Source organism: Dyadobacter jiangsuensis (assembly GCF_003014695.1).
GTDB lineage: Bacteria > Bacteroidota > Bacteroidia > Cytophagales > Spirosomataceae > Dyadobacter > Dyadobacter jiangsuensis.
In genome coordinates this window covers 1-18400 of sequence record NZ_PYAS01000035.1, presented here as the reverse complement: position 1 = coordinate 18400, position 18400 = coordinate 1, and the positions used below count along the sequence as shown (strand labels likewise).

The window sequence follows — 18400 nt, the reverse complement described above, 5'->3', positions numbered from 1 at the left end:
TGGTCAATTTGCTCCGAAACGGGGTGGTCAATTTCGCCCGGAACAGGTGGTCAGTTTAAACTGAAACGGGGTGGTCAATTTCACCGAATTTTCCAGTGATGTGTGACCAAACATTTCGTATCTATCGCTTAGAATATTTAAAAAACCAAAGGTGGACCTTCCGCTGTGGGTCCTCTCTGAATTGTAATAATGGATCCACTTGTCGATATCGTCCTGCAGAGCTACGAAGTTCTCATAGATTTTCTTCCGGAAGGCAATAGCGTAAAACTCCTCGGCACCGGCCGCCCGGCTGCATGGTCCGGTGGAACCGCTCGCAAATGCCATTGGTCTGCGGACTTTTTGCTTTCGTTCTGGTATGATCAATGTCCTCGATATTGAGGTAAAGTTGATATTCGTGTTGCTCTTTTGCTCCGCAATACCGCCGGGCGGCCCCGTCAGTGCCCCGGTCAGTGAGTATACGCAGAAGATCAATTTCTTGCTCCTGATAAAATGGGAGCACTTTATCGTTGAGCATATCTGCGGCAACAAGAGCATTTTTTACGATCATAGACCTTTGCAAACGCCACACGGCTATATGTGTCAATGAATGTTTGCTGGTAGATCTTGCCAACACCCTTTATGTGTCCCACGTAGTAAGTGTCCTGCGCGCCAAGATAACCGGGGTGGTGCGTTTCAATTTCACCTTTGCTTTGCTCTTCTTCCTTTTTTTGTTCAAGGGCTGCAACTTGTACATCCGTAAGGATCAATCCCTCTTGGGCAACTTTGGCATCCAATGCTTTCAACCGCTTTTGAAACGTTTCCAGATCATGTCTGACCACACACAGCGAATGGTTGATGGCGCGACAAAGATCCCGCGTTTTCTCAACTCATTGGACGCTCGATGCTGTCCAAAAGCTGGTGATTCGATTGCGTACGCCACAACCACATCCTCGATCTGCTTTTCAATGCGGTTTTTTAAAAGCGGCTTGCTCCTGCTAATCTCCTTCAAAGCTAGCTCTCCGTCCTCATCGTAGAGTTTTTGAAAGCGATAAAAACTGTCCCTGGAATAGCCCATCACTTTACAGGCGTCGGAGACATTGCCCAACTTCTCGACTAACTTTAACAAGCCAACTTTCGGTTGAATTAACTTCTGCGTTGTTGTCATACTTAACTGATTTTAAGGTTAGTGAATTTACTAACTGTCAGATTAAGTCTCGACTAATACAAGTGATGTCAGGCTTATGTCACTCAGCAAGGTCTCGAAATAGTTGCTCCTGCAAGGCCAACACTTCAATCGACTGGCGAATTCGAAGTTTTCGAGCGCCTGAGAGAGACAATGAATCGAAGTCTGAAAGATGCTTATTGGCCAGCGCGGCCCTTCTGCGTTCATATCTTGTCAATATGTCGAGCTTTTGGAGGTTGGTTTTCAATGAGTATCCTGATTAAGTTATCCATAAACAAAGCAATAATCGTTCCATACTGTAACACAGTCATACGTCTACCGATTGCCCCTGTACGGCGATCTCTGCACAACAGATCCAATCACGTGGTTGTTTTCCATTCAACAAGATACTTTTTGTAATCGGTATAACTAATTTTTACGGAGTAATATGAGTCGTACTTCATTTTTGTTATAGAAGTATTTACATTACATAATAACTTTCTAGGCTTAATTCTTTGGTCTTCACTTCTTCACCCAGCAATTGCCTTGTGTTGACTTCTATGTTTTTGGCGATATCCGTGATTGGAATATCACTTGGGCTATTTTTAAATGGGTCTTGTAAATGGTACGCGATCTTTTCGATGCAGAAAAACCCGGCGGAAATCAGCATCAGCAGCGGAATGACGAGCACGTTGTTAATGCTGCTCAGCGAAATTGTAAGTGTGATCACAAACAGATAAATGATCAAGTGCAGGATTAGCCGGTATGTCGAGGGAAACACCGTCCGGTTAATCCGCTCTGCGCCGCCCATCGAATCCGTTAGTCGGATAATTGTCTCCTGAAGGTGAATGTGCGCATGCACGTCCAATGCATCCATTGCGCGCATTGCACGGATGTCCTGCACCGTAAGCTGCAATATCGCCAAAGGTTTGTTAGTGTGTGCCAGGATCTTCCGTTGATCCTCAGCGTCGATTAGGTGATGCAGGTCAGCAAGCGGGTCGTTTCCTCTTAGGGAGCGCCCAAGCGTATATCCCCAGGCTGCCTGCCGGTAGGCGATCCGTTTTACGATTCCGTCATGATCGTGCGTCGCAAAAGCCAGCAGCTGCATAATCAGGCTTCGCGAATCGTTGGTAATAGCACCCCAGATTTTTCTTGCTTCCCACCATCTGTCGTAAGACTGGTTCATTTTGAATGACAAAAGGACCGAAATGGATGTTCCCAGAAAAGCCGGAATAGCCAGCGGCATGTCCGGCAGGAAGTTGGTAAGCCGGAAGGCTCCGAAATGAGTGATCAGACTCAATACCAGGACGGCAGTAAGCTCGTATTTTACAATGCCGATCAAGTATCGTAGTGGTAGTTTATTCTCTAGAATCATACTTAGTAGCTTTAAGTTATCGCTCGGATCTCACCATTATCAGACCACCTGCGCTAAAATTGAATGGATCAACACGTCCTCCTTGTTTCCATACAGATCCTGCTGCCAGTGCATATGGTGGCCGGCAGTAGGGTTTAAAGAAAAGGATTCGGGGACAATATGCGAATGAGCGTAGGGGCAAGCCTGATCAAATGCGGCGAAGAAAAGCCGGCCAGTCGTAGATGTCGGTGATCTGATGTGTCAATCGTACTTGCTTTTACTATCGCGTTTATCCTTTTTGTCAGCGCGCTTTTCTTTAAGGTTCTTGACTGGCTTTTTCTTGTCTCCTTTTGCGGCATTTTTATCGTTTGACATTTTTGCTTGATTTAATCTAATTGATTGCCTTGCTTTTGTATTTCGATCGCGTCCAACAGTTTCTGAAACGGCTGGTTAAACTTTTCAATCCCTTCCTCTTCAAGTTGCTTGGCTACTGCGACCATGTCGATTCCGGCCGCTTTCACGCGTGCCATGACCTCGATAGCTTTATCAAGATCAGCATTTAGCCTGCTAGCTGGATTGCCGTGGTCGCGATACGCTTCTAATGTTTCCATTGGAATGGTATTGACGGTCCTGTCACCGATAAGCGCTTCCACGTAGCGTGTGTCGGTAAACGCAGGATTTTTGTTGCTTGTACTTGCCCAGAGCAGCCGTTGCGGCACTGCACCTTTTGCTGCCAGGGCCTTCCAGCGGTCTGTGCTGAAAACGCGTTCATAAGTCTGATACGCCAATTTTGCCGAAGCAATTGCGACCTCACCCCTCAATTCGCCAAGTCCCTTATCGTCCAGAAATGGATCGACCAGAATGTCGATACGGCTCAAAAAGAAACTGGCGACAGAGGAAATGTGGTCAATTGATAAACCATCCGCAGCCCGTTTTTCAAGTCCAGAAATGTAGGCTTCTGTCGTGGCTTCGTACCGGTCAAGACCGAAAAGCAATGTCACATTTACGTTAATACCTTCGCTAATCGCCGCCTGGGTTGCAACCAGGCCCGACTCGGTTCCGGGAATCTTGACCATCACGTTATCCCTGCCTACCTCCTGCCATAGATGGCGGGCTTGGTCGATGGTCGCTAGGGTGTCAGTAGCTAGGAACGGGGAAACTTCCAGGCTGACATACCCATCGGCCCCAACAAGTCCCTTCTCGTTGTAGACCGGCCACAAAATGTCGCATGCCTGCCTTACATCGGATATGGCAAGCTTGAAGAAGATTTCCTCATTGGTTATATCGCCTTTCGAATGTTCCGCAATATCTGCGTTGTAATCTGAACTGTTACTGATTGCCTTTTCAAAAATGGCAGGATTGGACGTCACGCCTTTTACGCCGTCCGCATCGATCAGCTTCTGCAATCCACCCGAGACAATGAACTTGCGGTCTATAAAGTCTAGCCAGATGCTCTGACCAAACTCGTGTATCTGTTTTACTTTACTTACATTCATAACTAACGGTTATTTAAATTGACAGATCTGGTAGATCTGGATATGCAGCCCTGCTAACTTGGCCGTTCGGCTTTATAAATCTGTCCCCATTCTCAGGGCGGTCGCCAACGCCGTAAGCAAAGAAGGCATTTCGCCCTCCGCGCCTAATTCCGGAGCAATCGCGAAACTTTCGCAGCCACCTCCTTCATTTGTTCCACAATGGCGCCGGCATTTATGGGGACCGAAGCAAGCAGTGATTTTAAGTTGTCCAAGTCGTCGGCAATGGGCTGCGTACTCTCACTTACTGAAAGCGGAGTAAGCCATCGATCGATTACTTCGATACCCGTTTGTGGCGTAAGGGAGGCTTCGTTCCCCATCAGAAGACCGGTTGTAGTCTCGATCAGTTCGGTTGTGTCAGCTAACTTGTTCATTTGTTTTTAGTTTAAACAGACCAGGTGTTAGAGATCTGCTCGGGGATGCAGCTGTACAATTACTGTCCATACAAGGCAAATAGAGAATAATAGCCATTAACATCATCGCGTGTAGCTAAGGGGTGTTCTACGCCAGCCTCTTATGGGGTTGATTCTTCTGAAAATGCGCTCATGCTACATGGTCTAAAGGCCTGGGCTTGCCCACAACAGACTGGATCATATCGTCGATCCTTAAAGAGTCATACATCTCATAAGGAAACCGTGTCGGGTTTACCTTACGTAACGTATTATCGATGCATCAGGTGGTTGCTTGATTGTTGAAAGCACCGTTGGTGAAGGATGTGAATTCAGTTTTCATTTTAGTGATTAGCTATTAAACGTCTTCTCTCGGAAAGTGGCAATACAGCTGTTTACCACTTTCATAATCGGGCGAAATTTCCCTTTCAAAAAAGGCATACTCCTTCTCTGAGCCATCTACCGCCCGACAATAATAGATTCTCTTATAGTAACGTCTGATAACTAGCTTTTGACCGGGATTCTCATTAACATAGACACATTGTCCATCAAAGTACTTGTTATCAAATATGGGCTCGTTCATATTATTAGATCGATAGAAGTCATACAACCCTTGGATTTCAATACATCGGCTCCGGGTGTATATTAGGCTGCATGTCGGCCAGTTCCTTTTCATCCTTCTGAATACTCGCTTTCAGAGCATTAATATCGCTGTCGAGTTTTCCCAGACTATACCCGGCCTTCCGGGCTTTCTTCGCATCCGACTTGGCTGAGCCAGCGCTATTGTTAGCCCTACGGGCCAATTTGCGGTCTTGTGACTCGTCTTTAAGTTTATCTGCGGCCTGCTTATTAGCATCCGCCGATTTCTGTGCATTCTCGGATGTTTGCGATACTTCCATCATTTTTTCTTCTCGCTCATTTTCAAGTTTGGCCAGCTGCATCTTGTTTTCGTTTAACCTTTTGCTTATTTCGAGCATTTGCTTCTGCTCTCTCAGGTTTGAGAGAGAGTCTTTCGAGACCACTTGCGCGGTTAAGGGAAAAGCGAGCAAGACTAAGCCCAGGCAAAATATGATCTTGTTGGTTTTCATGATTGTTTCTCGTTTTAAATGAATGTTTTTCCCGCCAGGAACAGTCTACCTTGTTTTTGAGCCAGCGGGATAGTTTTCTACAATTAACTTGTTGCAAATGATCTCGACACCGGGGTGGCAGGCCTGCCGCGCCCAGATAAGCGTCATCCCGAATGACCATTTCCCTGGCTAGTTTGACGCTTGCCGTCTCTTGCGGTGACCTCAATCTTGTTTATGACCTCCCCTGGAAGGTCGTTGTTTTCTGCTCGTCCGGGTTTGCCAGCAGCTGGTCCTGCATCCCCAAGAGCTTTTTCGTTTTGTCAATTATTCGTCTTGCTTTGTAGGATTTCCCTTTCGGCAGAAACATAGTTCCCAAAGCCACAAAAATTGAAGCCATTGTTACCCATCCCCAAAATGCTTTTCCAGTTTTCATACGTTCTTTATTTTAATTGTGATCTTTAATCAATTTTGCAGGAATTGTATAGAATCAGTTCTTGTTCCACCCGGGCACCGCAGTGCTAACGAGCAACCCGAGCAGATGAAAGCCTAATGACTGTCCTGACTCCAAAAATTATCTGTGATACAACTCGCCGAAAATCTTTCAGCGTAAACATCACATTTGTCAGACGACCGGTTCACTGGATAAGATCGTTTCCGGACCGAAGAATTCAGTAATTGCTTTTGCTCTCGTTTCCTGGAAGTGGAGCTTACTTTTATGCCCATGTGTCTTTAAGGGAAGAGTTGCTAGGATTCTATTGACTTCACCCTTGAACCTGGTCACCCTGCGGTTGATCTCATCCAGCGTGCCATCTCTGCGGTCTGCTCTTTTTCTAACGCTACTACGTATACGAAATATGATGCCGGATGCAGAGCAGGCTGCCAGCGCAAACCCTAAGGTTGTGACATGCACGAACACAGGGGATACTTTCTCCATTTTCATCATAGTGAGTTTATTTAAGAATATGTCCGGATCATTCGTAGCCACTCTTTATAACCGTCGAAATCATCTTGAAAGGCTCTTTGGCGCAAAAAGAGTTTCTTTGATGCGCAGGAATCACAATCCCCTGGCCCAATGCAAGTCTGTGTTTTTTACCATCGATGACAATTTCAGCCGAACCGTCGATAATCTGAATATAGGTATCAAAGGCGGAAGATTTCTCGGCGATTTCCTCTCCGGCATCGAAAGCCGAAACTGTAACGTTACCAGTCATTTTTTTGATAATAGTTTTGCTCAGAACCGCATTGGGTACGTACTCGATAATCTCCACGATAATGTGCGCCTTTGCTTTTTCTATCTCCTCACGATCCGTATCCATATCCGCTATATTTTCTGATGTCATACATGAAGCCTATTTAACGTACTGCGACGCTTATGCAGAAGCATGCTATTCTTTAACGATGGGAATCACCCAGAATAAGCTGCCCTGGATAACGCTGTTTTTGAAGTCCGGATTGATTTCCTGTGAAGAGAAGTCGCCCACTTTTGATAGCCCTGCCACATATCGAACCCCGATTCCAAGTCCGATATTAGTCTGATAACCCAAACCCCCGCCCAGCGATATATCCAGATTTTTAGCGAAATGATCAATGGTCTGGTCGGGAACACTCTCAGATAACCGGAAGCCCGCTTGAGGTCCTGCTTCCAGATAAAAACCACTTCTGGTTCTGAATTTCAGCATGACGGGCACCGTCAGATAGTTGATCTTGAAGTCCGCTTCGCTGCCACTACTCTCTACCTTGGCCCCAAGGGTGGAGAAAAGGACTTCGGGCTGAATAGAAAAGACATTTCCAAAACCAAAATTAAGCATACCCCCAAAATGGTAGCCCGCCTTCGCCTCGGTTTGAATATTACCGCCTTGATAATTACTGAGGTTTACGCCAGCCTTCGGTCCGAAACCAAACGTTTGTGCGAACGACGTGATGGTCATTGCACATAGTATAAGTGTTATTGATAACTTTTTCATTGTTGAGCCCCGCAAGGTTTTTTAGATTTGAATCAACCTGTACAAAGGTCGACACCGGCGGGCCCTTATGCGTTACATAACTGAATTGAAAAGTTACATTGATCACTGATTGTCAGAAATGGAAATCAATACTTTTCAGAGGAAGGCCAATAAGCCTCAGATATTTTCCAGGTTATCGTCGCGCTTTCTCCGAAGTTTTTTATAAAAGGTAGGAGAAAGACCAGTGACCTTTTTGAACTGATTGGAAAGATGCGCCACGCTGCTGTAGTGTAGCTTGTAAGAGATTTCTGTGAGGTTCAAGTCTCCGTAGAGCAGCAGTTCTTTAACTTTTTCTATCTTGTGATGGATAATAAATTGCTGGATATTGATGCCCTTCACCTCGGAAAAGATGTTGGAAATATAAGTGTAGTCGTACCCCAGTTTTTCTGCGATGTAATCCGAATAGTTAGTTCTAGGAAGTTCATCCTGATAATGTATCATTTCCACGATGACATTTTTGATTTTCTCAATCAAAATACTCCTCTTATCGTCCAGTAGCTCCAGGCCCGATTTGAGCAGATTCCTTTTGAGTGCTTCGCGCTGCTCGAGTGTGATATCTTCAAGAATTTCGACGCTTCCCAGCTCCACAACCACATAGTGCAAGCCGATATTTTTCAGTTCCTGCTCGACCATCATTTTACATCTCAGGCTAACCATGTATTTGATATACAATATCATAATCGATAAGCGAAGTTACTGTAGCCGACAATGAATCCAAAGCCATCCTGTACAATATAGCTGATAATGTCGGGTTTACAACATCCTTCGGGTCGATTTTCCGGTGTTATGTTTCTTGTTGAATGTCAGGATGAAGCATGTTCCGGAGCCGGCCCGGGACTGCACACCTATATCCACATGACTAGATCTCAAAATTTTCAAGGTCGAGAACAGGCCGATTCCTATACCACCCGCTTTATCAGAGAAACCTCTTTTAAACAGATTTTTCATGCCCGCATCATTGATCCCGCATCCATTGTCTTCAATGCGGACCAGGTGCGTCGTGTCTGTCGACCTAGTAACCAGCTTCAACTCGCCTTGCCGTGGATTCATAGCTTCAATGGCATTGACCACGATATTCGTCAAAGCGATTTTTATTTTTTGCGCGTTAATCTTCATTACACAATCATTCGAATCATAATCCCGGGTAACCTTGATCTTTTTTAAGGCAATGCGGTCAGTATTCAACATGATCACTTCGTCCAATAGAGTATGTAAGGAATGGTCAGCATGGGCGTTGTCATTCAGTTTCTGATGACTGAGAAGGTTCTTCAGTATCTTTCCGATACGGTCCGAGCTTCTTTTTATGATGTCGAGATATGCGCGTAGATCATCATCGGTTATTTCATGGGATAGCGCCTGTAATGACAAATCTATGTTTGTCAGCGGGTTACGAATTTCGTGGACTAGCGAGAGGGCAAAGTCGGAAATTTCATCGCCGTCGGGTAAAGTGTCGGGTTTGTTCATCACAGAGAACTTTAACATTAATATACAAAGTTCATACTACCGAAGCCTAAGACGTTACATCCACCATTTTTACATTTACATATTTCACACATGCCTCTTGATCTTTGTAATTCGTTACCGCCTTTGGCCTTTCCGATTTGCTTGCGATGAGCATGCTGATTTTGATATGTGCATCTTTAACGTTCGTCGATAACCCAATAATTCGATCATAAACGTGAGCTGTCAACTTGGAATAGGCTATCATCCCGAGCATCATGCAATAGTCAATCTGACGCTGGGAGAGGCGTTTTGAATATAAAACACATGCGTTCTATTTCTTTTCGAGCCTCGATTCTTCCAGGTCTAGATTATGTTCCAGATCCCGTATCACTTCTTCATCGTACTTGTTCTCGTCATTGATCTCATGGAGATAAACCCTTTGCAATGCGATGAGCTCTAACATGATTTTCTTTTTTAACTCCTTGACTGAAGTACGGTCGTCCTGGGCCGGATCGCCCAAAGTTGTCGTTCTCTGAAGCTGTTCCATAATTCGCCTGACCGCCCCGTGGCTATGAATTTCTGAATGGTAGTGTTCATGCATGTAATCGGCCGAACGTCTGGCGAGGCGGAGCCGGATTGTTTCCATCTGGTCATCCACGGAGAGGTCTTCTTCGACTTGGGGTACCTGAAGAATCCGGAGGATAACCGGTAAGGTGAGGCCTTGAAAAACAAGTGTGACGAGTATCACGATGAAGGTGATGAACAGAATCAGGTTACGATGTGGGAAAGTGGAGCCTTCCGGCGTGGTGAGCGGAACGGTAAGCGCTGCAGCAAGCGATACCACTCCACGCATGCCAGCCCAGCCCATCACAAAAGTGAGTCTCCAACCCGGATCATTTTCCCGCTCTTTTTCGCTTCCGGTGAGCATACGCGGGATATAAGTCGTAAGAAACACCAAAATGATCCTGATCAAAATGGCGGTTGCACTGATAAGAAGACCGTAGCCGATCGCTTCCTTTAACGAATAACCAACAAGGCCATCGACGATCATCGGCAACTCCAACCCGATCAAAATGAAAACAAACCCATTCAGCAAGAATACTAGCATGAGCCATATCTCGCGATTTTGTAGCCTGGTCTGATAATTCAGAAAATTCTTTGCGTGGAATGACAGGTAGAGGCCGCCGCTTACTACCGCAAGCACACCGGACCAGTTGAATTTTTCGGCAGTTACGTACATCAGATAGGGAGCCATCAGGATAATGGGAGATGTAATGCGCGACGACCTTGCCCAATACCGAAGAACCAAGTACAGCAAATGTCCCATAACCAGCCCCACAGCGATCCCCATAAATGCGAGCACTGCGAAGTCGACTATTGCCTCCGTGAACGTGAAGTGCCCTGTCAGTACTGCAATCGTTGCGAACCTGAAAACAGTCAATGACGCGGCGTCGTTAACCAGGCTCTCTCCTTCCAGAATCGTGATCCCGCGCCGGGGTAATTTCAGATCTTTCAGGACGGAGGCGGCCGCTACCGCGTCAGGTGGTGAAATGATTCCGCCGAGCAGAAAGCCCAAAGCAAGCGTAAAGCCCGGGATGATGGCCACTGACAGGTGGGCTATGATCAGAGACGTTGAAAATACAAGACCGAAGCCCAGTGAGAAGATCGACTCTTTTCTGGCCCAGAAATCTTTCCAGGACGTGGTCCAGGCCGCTTCGAAAAGCAATGGAGGAAGAAAGATCAAAAAGATGATTTCGGGGTTCAAACCGACATTGGGCACTGTGGGAATTAACGGAATAGCCAGTCCTCCCAGTACCAATAGAATCGGGTAAGAAATTTTCAACCTTTCGCTCCACAGATATAGTAAGGCTATGAAAAAGAAAAGAATCAGTACGAGCAGCAAGTTTTGATGGACCATCTATAAAGATACGCATATGTTGCCGGGAAAGGCTAATGATAGAGATCAACGTATAGTTATGATGGTTGGATAAAAGGCCTTCTAGTACTGTGTTGGAATGGGCTAGAACATGAGCAGTTACGCGGCATTGGCGCGTCGATTTTAAAAATCCAGCTATCAGACATTATCAAATAAGCACCAGGTAACATCAACGTCCCGGCTTTTGAGGCCGGATAAGATCGTAGGAACTCTCCCGTTTTTGACGCTATTCAGCTGCGAAACTAATGGTGAATTTGCTTCCTTCACCAAGAGTACTCTCAACCACCAGACTTCCCCCAGACGCATCTATCATCCGTTTTGTTAGGTAAAGCCCCACCCCGTTGCCTTCTATGTCGTATCTCGCTCTTCCGTAGAGTTTGAAGACATGCTCCAGTTCGGGTGTAGGAATACCCATCCCGTTGTCTTCCACGGAGAGGACGACCTGGCCGTTGATCTTCTCCGTAATGATATGGATCGACGGTTGCAGGCTTTCGTTGAACTTAAGACTGTTGGAAATCAGATTGAAGACAATACTCCTGAGGTTCTTTTTGGAAAAGTAAATGGATCTTTCCCGCAGACTGACAATTATTTGAGTGTGGGATTGTTTGATCTTGGTTTCCAGCGGCCACAATACGCTCTGGATTATTTCTTCTATATCGACCTTTTCCTTTGATTTTAAATCATGTTCGGCCTTCGCCACGTTACCCATATCTTCCACCAGTGCGCGAAATCTCTTTGCGGATGCGTTGATGATACCGATCATCTCGGCTAGCTGGGTATCGGTCACGCCTATCTCGTTGATAAGGGCGATACTACCTTCAATATGAGCAAGCGGTGCCAACAGATCGTGTGACGCCAGGTGGACAAAGTTGTCTAGCTCTTCGTTAGCTTCGGTCAACTTTTTGTTTTTTGCGTCTAGCTGGTGATTTGCTGATCGCATTTCACTATTATCATGTCGTAGCCGCCCATTAGCCAGTCGCAACAACGCGTTTGCGACCTTCAAATTGTTCATCGATACATCTGATTTGTGCACTAGGGACAGTCTTGCTTTCAATTCATTAAGCTCTTTTTCAAGTTCCATCAATTGTTCTTCGTGGGTAACTTTATTTTCCAGTTTATCCCCATCCCGTTTGAATCCGAAAATTTCGGGCTCCGGATTCGTTCCCGGAGAATTTGGGGTGTTTTCATTGACCGGAGCGGCAATCCCGCCGGTAAGAAATTCCCTGGATAGTGAATGCATTTCTGTCGACGTGACTTTAAGAAAAGACAGGTAATCCGCCAGCGAATAGAAGTTTTGATCCAAAGCTCTTTTTCGGGTCTTGTGCGATAGAATGTCCAATCGGTAACCCGAAAAATCAAATGTGGTATTCTCGCGGATCGCATCTATTATCATTTCCATGGTCACTTCTTCATTCTGATCCAGCAATGTTTTGCGGCTTTGCATCACATAATCTTCTATGATTTGGGGTATAAGGGCGGGCTCAGTGACAAAGTCAACCTCATTGATGGCGGGAGCAAGGTGAATGGCGTCTTGCCGTCGCGCGATGACAATACCTCCCGCATCCCGGATCGCACTTATCCCTTCAAAGCTGTCTTCGCCAATTTCGAAAAGGACTACCCCTATGGCTTTCTCCCCCTGATCTGCTGCGAGGGAGGTGAAAAAACTGTCGGTACTGTTATGCAGCCGTGGATTATACGGTTTTTCGGTGATGTATAACCTTCCCTTCCGGATGCTCATCGATTTGCCTTCGGGAATGATGTAGACGTGGTCTGTTTCGACGAGCACTCCATTTTGCGCCTCACTGATCACCAGATATAAATCCTTGGCCAGTACTTCTGCCAGTCTAGCGCGGAAATCGGGCGGTAAATGCTGTATGATTACATAGGCGACTCCGGCGAGTGGTTTTTGATCGAAGAAGGTCGCGATGTCGTCAATGCCGGAATCGGAGGCGCCGATGGAGATGATATGATGGTGTGCATTCATACGGGCGGTGTCTGTATATGTTTTTTCTTTGAGTCGGTACTCCGGATGGATGTGCTTACGAATGTCACAGCAATCCGGTTGTGGGAACGGGAAGTGGAAAGATTGCTGCCACTCTGGTATTTCGCTCGGCATGCATTTCAGGGCGGACGAGAACTAGAAGTGTGCATTGAAGCTAAACAATTCCTTCATTAAAACCGGGTATTCCGAACTTTTTAAGTATCGCGATATGGGACCTCAGGGCAATTATAAAAGTTTGATGCTCCATATATTTCAGTCCGAATTCCTGGGCTGTTTTTTTGACGATGGGAGCGATGGCCGGATAATGTATGTGGCATATTTTCGGAAAGAGGTGGTGCTCGATCTGAAAGTTAAGTCCTCCGACATACCAGCTGAGCCATTTGTTTCGCGGAGAGAAATTGACGGTGGTTTCCATCTGATGCACAGCCCAGTCTTTTTCTATAATACCTTCCGGATTGGGCAATGGGTATTGGGTTCCTTCCACCGAATGGGCAAGCTGAAAGATCACCGTCAGCACGAGGCCGGCGGTAAAATGCATGAGTAAAAATCCGGTCAGGATCGCATTGAAGGGAATTTGAAAAACCAGTGTGGGAAGCACGAAAAATGTGCCCAAGTAAAGCAGTTTTATCACGATCATTCCTGTGAGCATTTGCAGGTTTTCGCGTTTTGTCTGTCGGTTCAATCCGGATTTAATGAAATGGGCGTACTGGATAAAATCTTTCAGAAGCACCCAGTATAATGTCAGAATCCCGTAAAAAAAGAATGCATACGTCCATTGAAACCGGTGAATGGATTTCACTGCCTCGTGCGGCGAAAGTTTCATAACGCCCCGGTCCCTGATGTCCTCGTCCAGGTTGGCGACGTTAGTGTAGGTATGGTGCAGGACATTGTGCTGCCATTTCCAATTCGATACGCCTGCGCCGGCCAGGTATATTGTAAAACCCAGCCATTTGTTTACCGCCGGCCTTCTGGAGAACGCGCCGTGATTGGCGTCATGCATGACGCTCATTCCGATCCCGGAAATGGCAGCACCCATTACCAGCCATAACAGCATACTAACCCATACTCCTGGCGTGAACGCCAGTATTGCGACAAAGGGCAATACGTAACACGCCAGCAGGATGATCGTTTTGAGCACCATCATTCCGTCGGCGTACCTTGATTTATGATTTTCTGTAAAATACTGCTCAACCCTTTTTTTAAGGGTGGGGAAGAAAAGGGTTTTGTCGATTGCGACAAACTTGATTTTTTTCTCTCTGCTCATATCTTCCTTTTTTAGTCCTTGTGGTAAAATGACTTTGGAAGATACAGAGATGCTAAATCTGCTCTGGCATGGGCCGTTTGATGTAAAACGCTGAAAGTCAATATTTATTGTAGAAAATTCTCAAAGAAATTCGAGAGTGATATCAATCGTTTTCGAGATGCTAAAAACTTTTTAATAAGCTGAAGAAAGGGTGATTGCTACGTTAATTGCAGCTACCTTTATCTATGAATATCCACCCGGCACCGCGCCGTCCGACGTTTGCAATTTTTGATACTCACCCGGTAATGCGCATGGGTCTGGCGATTCTTCTCAGGAAAAATTTTGAGGAAGCGGAGATTGTAGAATCAAACAATATCCGGGATTATGATCAAAATGCAGGGCGGCCGGAGCCTGATCTGGTTATTTATGTGTTGCATGCGGATTTTGAAGAGGAGGGGTATCCGTCCATCTCAGAAATCAGGCAGAAATATTCCGGTTCGCGGGTGATCGTGTATGGGCCTGAAATGCAACCCGAGGTGATCATCGATTACTTTAAGAAGGGGGTAAATGGTTACCTGTCCAAATATGCGGATATATCGGAAATGCTGATTTGCATTAGGTCTGTCATGGGCGGGAAGCGGTATCTGGGCGCTGAGCATATGGCGTTCATATTCGAGTACCTGATTGCCAGCCATACCCCGCAAAGACGAGGGGATCTGCTTACGCGAAGACAAAAAGAAGTTGCCGACTACCTCGTACAAGGAATGTCAACCTCGTCCATCGCTGAAAAAACGGGGCTGCGTCTCTCAACGATCAGCACATTTAAAGCTGCCATTTTTGCGAAACTAGGCATTGACAATGTTCTTGCACTTAAAGAGATTCTTGGACTGAACGAAAATTAAACGACATGAAACTGGCTCAACAAATTGCCGATAAGGTTTACCCCATCATGGAAGGTAACAGGCACCTTAGTTCGGAGAGACTTAATCTGGCATTGATGCAGCAGCTAGAAGTATTGACTGATAAGCCGATTGAACTTCTCAGGAAATTACTGGAGTGTAACGTTCCCAACGCGAGCAACAAGCATATTTTCGACGAAGTTAGGCGTTATCTGGATACCGTCGGCTAAGACAGGTTTCGCGGCACCAGAGGCGAGTGTTACAAGTATTTCGAAGATTCGACTTTAACTTGATAAGTAATTGAAGCCGAGCATTGCTCGGTCAATCCTCGACCGGTGCCACCTGCTCTGGACCGGGTCCAGTTGCAAGTGAGATATGGCCTTCACTGGTAACAGGGCTGAGGTCGTGTCCAAACCAATCCAGCTGGCCCCTGGTATGAAAACTTCGGCCCGGGCATGCAGTTCAACAGAGTCGCCCGATGTGGTACCTAATTGTATCAAATAGCCTGATACAAATCTACTTACCAGTCCTATTCGTCGCATCAACTGAACCATGAGCCATCCAGAATCGCGGCAAGAGCCAGTCCGGGTTTTCAGGGGCATCTCGCATGACTGCACGCCTGGCTCTACTCTCCGCACGTAACGGATATAATTACAAACGTGCTGGTTGAGCTGTACCAGGAAAGAGAGAGTTTCACCATGGAACTTTTCGGTGCAGCCAATGAATGCCGTGAGGGCAGAACTCCTGTCTACAATTTGTAAATATGGCAGCAAAGCATTTTACGATCGAAGGAGAATAGCTTGTTTTTCAAACAATTTCGAACAAAAGCGAACAACTTCAAACGCTATCGAACGGATTCAAACACTTTCAAGCAAATCCGAATTTTTTAAAACGTAAGCAAACGCTTTCGAACAGTTTTGAACATGAGCGGTGGTTTCCTCCACAGCCAGCTATCGCCGGTAGGTCGCAAAATGCGACTCCCCGGCGGGAGCTGGCCATGGGAAAACCCCTGGACCCCTGCTATTCGCCTTCTGGCTCATAGACATTGTTTCCGAGTAAGACCGGGCGATGTTGGTATTCAAAGATGCGAACAAGCTGAATTTTAAAATTCCTTAAAAGACGGATAGATTGAATTAACAGAGATAAGTGCCGTCTGTTGCATACATCTAAAATAAGTATTCCGAATTGAATATGAAGCAAGAAAAGGTCAGCAAGGTGCCGACCTTTTTTGAGCGTTGAACCATTTTCTTTTGATTTTTACCAAGAAATTGGCCTATCCCAAATGTTTACCTGATCATCTCCGTCAATGTAGTGCTTAACTGTACCGGAGCCTGTCAGATACCATTTGCTAGAACCTTGTTGATTGAAGTAGTCCACGTAAGTGTAGTTGGCCATTGAATATTCCCAGTCAGCTGTACCATATATTGGCCCCACGGGTGGCTGACCATTACAGCAATTTGGCCCGACTGTCCGAGCCGCAACCGTAACAGCAGTCGCTGGGTCAGTCCCAAACTTTAACGTGTACGAAAAACTAGGCGTTATTACACGATAGTTTGAGGCGGGTTGCCATGATCCACTACCTTTCCATTCTAATTTTGCTTTGTACTTTACCTCCATGCTGATTTGTGGGTAGTAATTTTGTGGATCCACTTGCCCGGGAACAAAAACTATTGCTGCAATTCTTGCGTCTATTTCATCTACCCATTTTCTCCAACCCGCTACGGGTGTAAATTGCCAAAATTGTGCCTGGTCTCCGCCTACGGCATATGCATCTGCGTTAAAATCTAGCCTCGCGTTGGAAGGGGACTCAAGAAGTATGTTCGAAGATCTACCATATTTGTAGGTTCTCACTTCGTTGCTGGTGATTGCATCCTCGTTTGCCCAGTCAATCTTGTCTTTTTTATTCTTATCAACAAAAAACTGCGCTTTTTTGCCAAATCGAACATACTGCCCGTTGATTATGTATGCGGCTTCCTTGTTAAGCAGATAGACATATGCAGTTGGGATATTTTCAATTAATTGTCTTTGAAAGTCGGAGATGTCTCCTTTCTTTAGATCTCCAATAAGTAGGAATTCTCCGTACTTTTGTTCTATATTTTCCTTGAAACCATCGCCGCTCTTTAACTTTTCACAGAATTCATTGAATGCGCTAATCGTCGTAAATTCTAAAATCCCTTCGCGCAAGAACACAGAACCATCATTGGATTGCAGAATCGACGAATCGTTTTTTTTAATTTGGCCTTCTGGAAATTTTTCTTCGTTGCACGAGAGCAGTGTTGCTACTAAAAGAGCCAATATGGCAAATAATTTGAACTTCATTTGATTCAAAATTTAGGATTTATACTATTTGGACAGAATTATTACCTATTGATTGGCAGAGCGCATCGCCAATCTCTACAAAAGCTATTTCTTTTGGGGTGGCAATGCCTATTTTAGGTGGCACGAATAAACTAAGTTGTTTCAAAGTGGGGCAATACTAGTTAGATGGTTGCATGAGTGCGATATTTTTTTTGCTCTCAATCATTTCCATTCTGATAGTTTGAAAATTTGTTACCAATTAGCTCGCGCCGATATTTTGAGATAGATTTATTTTTTACTGTATAACTTATTGGGTAAAAATGATTCGATCTGAATGAAGTCGCTTGCGTAAATCAGGACATCATCGAGTTGATGGACAACGGAAGGCCTGGTTGATGATTGTATCTGGTGGCTCATTACTTCGGAATATCAAAAGTATTTGCACAAATACCGGATATGTGGTTTCTGTTTTCTTCCTCTCGGATTAGCAAATTCACACATGGAAATAAATGAGCCGACCGTCAAAATTGGAGAGACGTGGTAGCTGAGAGGGCTCACGGCACGTCAATTCACCTAGATCGCAAAACCTATTCCAACTTTTGCAATTGCCTCGGCAGAGTTGATTTTCGTGAATCGCTTGTCCATACTGGTTCCTGAGTAACTAAGAGTCGCATCGAAGTAAATATTTCTAAAAAGACGTTGCTGGTAGCCGACGATACCGCCATAACTCACAGATTGTCTGTGGAAATTGATTCTTCGAGAGATATTTGTATAATTATAGTTGTAGGTAATGTGGGGCGCAAGATAAAAGCCTGAGAGATTATCCGATGCTCGCCCTTTCCTAATCTGTCGTCTTTGTAAGAAATAATAACGGAATTCTAGATTCCCCATCGTCGAGATATTTGTAGTTGAATACTGTCCTTGTGGGTAGTTATTGGTAACATTCGATATACTTGCTTCGATTGAGAGTGGGGCCTTTCCAAACTTTCGTTCGTAGGTGGAAAATTCGGTGAAATTGACCACCCCGTTTCAGTTTAAACTGACCACCTGTTCCGGGCGAAATTGACCACCCCGTTTCGGAGCAAATTGACCA

The 18400-nt window shown here is 45.5% G+C and carries 17 protein-coding genes and 1 pseudogene; 2 read left to right on the top strand and 16 right to left on the bottom strand.

Annotation, left to right across the window (positions count from 1 at the left end; genetic code table 11):
• Nucleotides 1-144: 144 nt before the first annotated feature.
• The 14 genes and pseudogenes from CLV60_RS34830 to CLV60_RS33820 all read right to left on the bottom strand — a co-directional run.
• A pseudogene (locus CLV60_RS34830) lies at nt 145-1144 on the bottom strand (IS481 family transposase); the annotation flags it as partial.
• 478 nt (nt 1145-1622) lie between these two features.
• Nucleotides 1623-2516, bottom strand: coding sequence for a bestrophin family protein (locus CLV60_RS33890; protein ID WP_106599828.1), 894 nt, complete (start codon nt 2514-2516; stop codon nt 1623-1625).
• A 365-nt stretch (nt 2517-2881) separates the two neighbouring features.
• A complete protein-coding gene (tal, locus tag CLV60_RS33885; protein WP_106599827.1) occupies nt 2882-3991 on the bottom strand; it encodes a transaldolase in 1110 nt (369 codons plus the stop codon).
• Nucleotides 3992-4134: 143 nt separating this feature from the next.
• Nucleotides 4135-4401: a hypothetical protein gene (locus tag CLV60_RS33880; RefSeq protein WP_106599826.1), complete on the bottom strand. Its 267-nt coding sequence runs from the start codon at nt 4399-4401 to the stop codon at nt 4135-4137.
• A gap of 635 nt (nt 4402-5036) precedes the next feature.
• The gene (locus CLV60_RS33870; RefSeq protein WP_106599825.1) at nt 5037-5504 is read right to left on the bottom strand and encodes a hypothetical protein; all 468 of its coding nucleotides are present in this window, start codon (nt 5502-5504) and stop codon (nt 5037-5039) included.
• A gap of 211 nt (nt 5505-5715) precedes the next feature.
• A complete protein-coding gene (locus CLV60_RS33865) occupies nt 5716-5916 on the bottom strand; it encodes a hypothetical protein (RefSeq protein ID WP_090156663.1) in 201 nt (66 codons plus the stop codon).
• A 189-nt stretch (nt 5917-6105) separates the two neighbouring features.
• Nucleotides 6106-6417 carry a hypothetical protein gene (locus CLV60_RS33860; protein ID WP_143016956.1) on the bottom strand — a complete coding sequence of 104 codons (312 nt, stop codon included), beginning with the start codon at nt 6415-6417 and terminating at the stop codon, nt 6106-6108.
• Nucleotides 6418-6454: 37 nt separating this feature from the next.
• The gene (locus CLV60_RS33855; protein WP_211302315.1) at nt 6455-6823 is read right to left on the bottom strand and encodes a cupin domain-containing protein; all 369 of its coding nucleotides are present in this window, start codon (nt 6821-6823) and stop codon (nt 6455-6457) included.
• Nucleotides 6824-6868: 45 nt separating this feature from the next.
• Complete coding sequence (locus CLV60_RS33850; protein WP_106599822.1) at nt 6869-7447, bottom strand: porin family protein; 579 nt, start codon at nt 7445-7447, stop codon at nt 6869-6871.
• A 156-nt stretch (nt 7448-7603) separates the two neighbouring features.
• On the bottom strand, nt 7604-8164 hold the full coding sequence (locus CLV60_RS33845; RefSeq protein ID WP_170118947.1) for a helix-turn-helix domain-containing protein: 561 nt from the start codon (nt 8162-8164) through the stop codon (nt 7604-7606).
• A 75-nt stretch (nt 8165-8239) separates the two neighbouring features.
• A complete protein-coding gene (locus tag CLV60_RS33840) occupies nt 8240-8950 on the bottom strand; it encodes an ATP-binding protein (RefSeq protein WP_170118946.1) in 711 nt (236 codons plus the stop codon).
• A gap of 310 nt (nt 8951-9260) precedes the next feature.
• Nucleotides 9261-10847 carry a Na+/H+ antiporter gene (locus tag CLV60_RS33830; protein WP_106599820.1) on the bottom strand — a complete coding sequence of 529 codons (1587 nt, stop codon included), beginning with the start codon at nt 10845-10847 and terminating at the stop codon, nt 9261-9263.
• A gap of 244 nt (nt 10848-11091) precedes the next feature.
• A complete protein-coding gene (locus tag CLV60_RS33825; RefSeq protein WP_106599819.1) occupies nt 11092-12981 on the bottom strand; it encodes a chemotaxis protein CheB in 1890 nt (629 codons plus the stop codon).
• Nucleotides 12982-13021: 40 nt separating this feature from the next.
• Nucleotides 13022-14131, bottom strand: a complete 1110-nt coding sequence (locus CLV60_RS33820) for a fatty acid desaturase family protein (RefSeq protein WP_106599818.1) — start codon at nt 14129-14131, stop codon at nt 13022-13024.
• Nucleotides 14132-14355: 224 nt separating this feature from the next.
• On the opposite strand from CLV60_RS33820, the gene CLV60_RS33815 reads away from it, so the two are divergent.
• Nucleotides 14356-15012 carry a response regulator transcription factor gene (locus tag CLV60_RS33815; protein WP_106599817.1) on the top strand — a complete coding sequence of 219 codons (657 nt, stop codon included), beginning with the start codon at nt 14356-14358 and terminating at the stop codon, nt 15010-15012.
• Between the two features lie 5 nt (nt 15013-15017).
• Nucleotides 15018-15239 (top strand): hypothetical protein, encoded by a 222-nt coding sequence (locus tag CLV60_RS33810; protein ID WP_090156653.1) that lies wholly within the window; start codon nt 15018-15020, stop codon nt 15237-15239.
• A gap of 54 nt (nt 15240-15293) precedes the next feature.
• Here CLV60_RS33810 and CLV60_RS33805 read toward each other — a convergent pair whose 3' ends face one another.
• Nucleotides 15294-15647 carry a transglutaminase-like domain-containing protein gene (locus CLV60_RS33805; protein ID WP_229211248.1) on the bottom strand — a complete coding sequence of 118 codons (354 nt, stop codon included), beginning with the start codon at nt 15645-15647 and terminating at the stop codon, nt 15294-15296.
• A gap of 619 nt (nt 15648-16266) precedes the next feature.
• Nucleotides 16267-17328: a hypothetical protein gene (locus CLV60_RS33800; RefSeq protein WP_106599816.1), complete on the bottom strand. Its 1062-nt coding sequence runs from the start codon at nt 17326-17328 to the stop codon at nt 16267-16269.
• Nucleotides 17329-18400 lie beyond the last annotated feature (1072 nt).

Coding starts and splice junctions, on each gene's coding strand:
- CLV60_RS33825 (WP_106599819.1), bottom strand. CDS start 12,981: ATGCCGAGCGAAATACCAGAGTGGCAGCAATCTTTCCACTTCCCGTTC.
- CLV60_RS33820 (WP_106599818.1), bottom strand. CDS start 14,131: ATGAGCAGAGAGAAAAAAATCAAGTTTGTCGCAATCGACAAAACCCTT.
- CLV60_RS33840 (WP_170118946.1), bottom strand. CDS start 8,950: ATGAACAAACCCGACACTTTACCCGACGGCGATGAAATTTCCGACTTT.
- CLV60_RS33810 (WP_090156653.1), top strand. CDS start 15,018: ATGAAACTGGCTCAACAAATTGCCGATAAGGTTTACCCCATCATGGAA.
- CLV60_RS33850 (WP_106599822.1), bottom strand. CDS start 7,447: ATGAAAAAGTTATCAATAACACTTATACTATGTGCAATGACCATCACG.
- CLV60_RS33830 (WP_106599820.1), bottom strand. CDS start 10,847: ATGGTCCATCAAAACTTGCTGCTCGTACTGATTCTTTTCTTTTTCATA.
- CLV60_RS33800 (WP_106599816.1), bottom strand. CDS start 17,328: ATGAAGTTCAAATTATTTGCCATATTGGCTCTTTTAGTAGCAACACTG.
- CLV60_RS33815 (WP_106599817.1), top strand. CDS start 14,356: ATGAATATCCACCCGGCACCGCGCCGTCCGACGTTTGCAATTTTTGAT.
- tal (WP_106599827.1), bottom strand. CDS start 3,991: ATGAATGTAAGTAAAGTAAAACAGATACACGAGTTTGGTCAGAGCATC.
- CLV60_RS33855 (WP_211302315.1), bottom strand. CDS start 6,823: ATGACATCAGAAAATATAGCGGATATGGATACGGATCGTGAGGAGATA.
- CLV60_RS33870 (WP_106599825.1), bottom strand. CDS start 5,504: ATGAAAACCAACAAGATCATATTTTGCCTGGGCTTAGTCTTGCTCGCT.
- CLV60_RS33880 (WP_106599826.1), bottom strand. CDS start 4,401: ATGAACAAGTTAGCTGACACAACCGAACTGATCGAGACTACAACCGGT.
- CLV60_RS33860 (WP_143016956.1), bottom strand. CDS start 6,417: ATGGAGAAAGTATCCCCTGTGTTCGTGCATGTCACAACCTTAGGGTTT.
- CLV60_RS33865 (WP_090156663.1), bottom strand. CDS start 5,916: ATGAAAACTGGAAAAGCATTTTGGGGATGGGTAACAATGGCTTCAATT.
- CLV60_RS33890 (WP_106599828.1), bottom strand. CDS start 2,516: ATGATTCTAGAGAATAAACTACCACTACGATACTTGATCGGCATTGTA.
- CLV60_RS33845 (WP_170118947.1), bottom strand. CDS start 8,164: ATGATATTGTATATCAAATACATGGTTAGCCTGAGATGTAAAATGATG.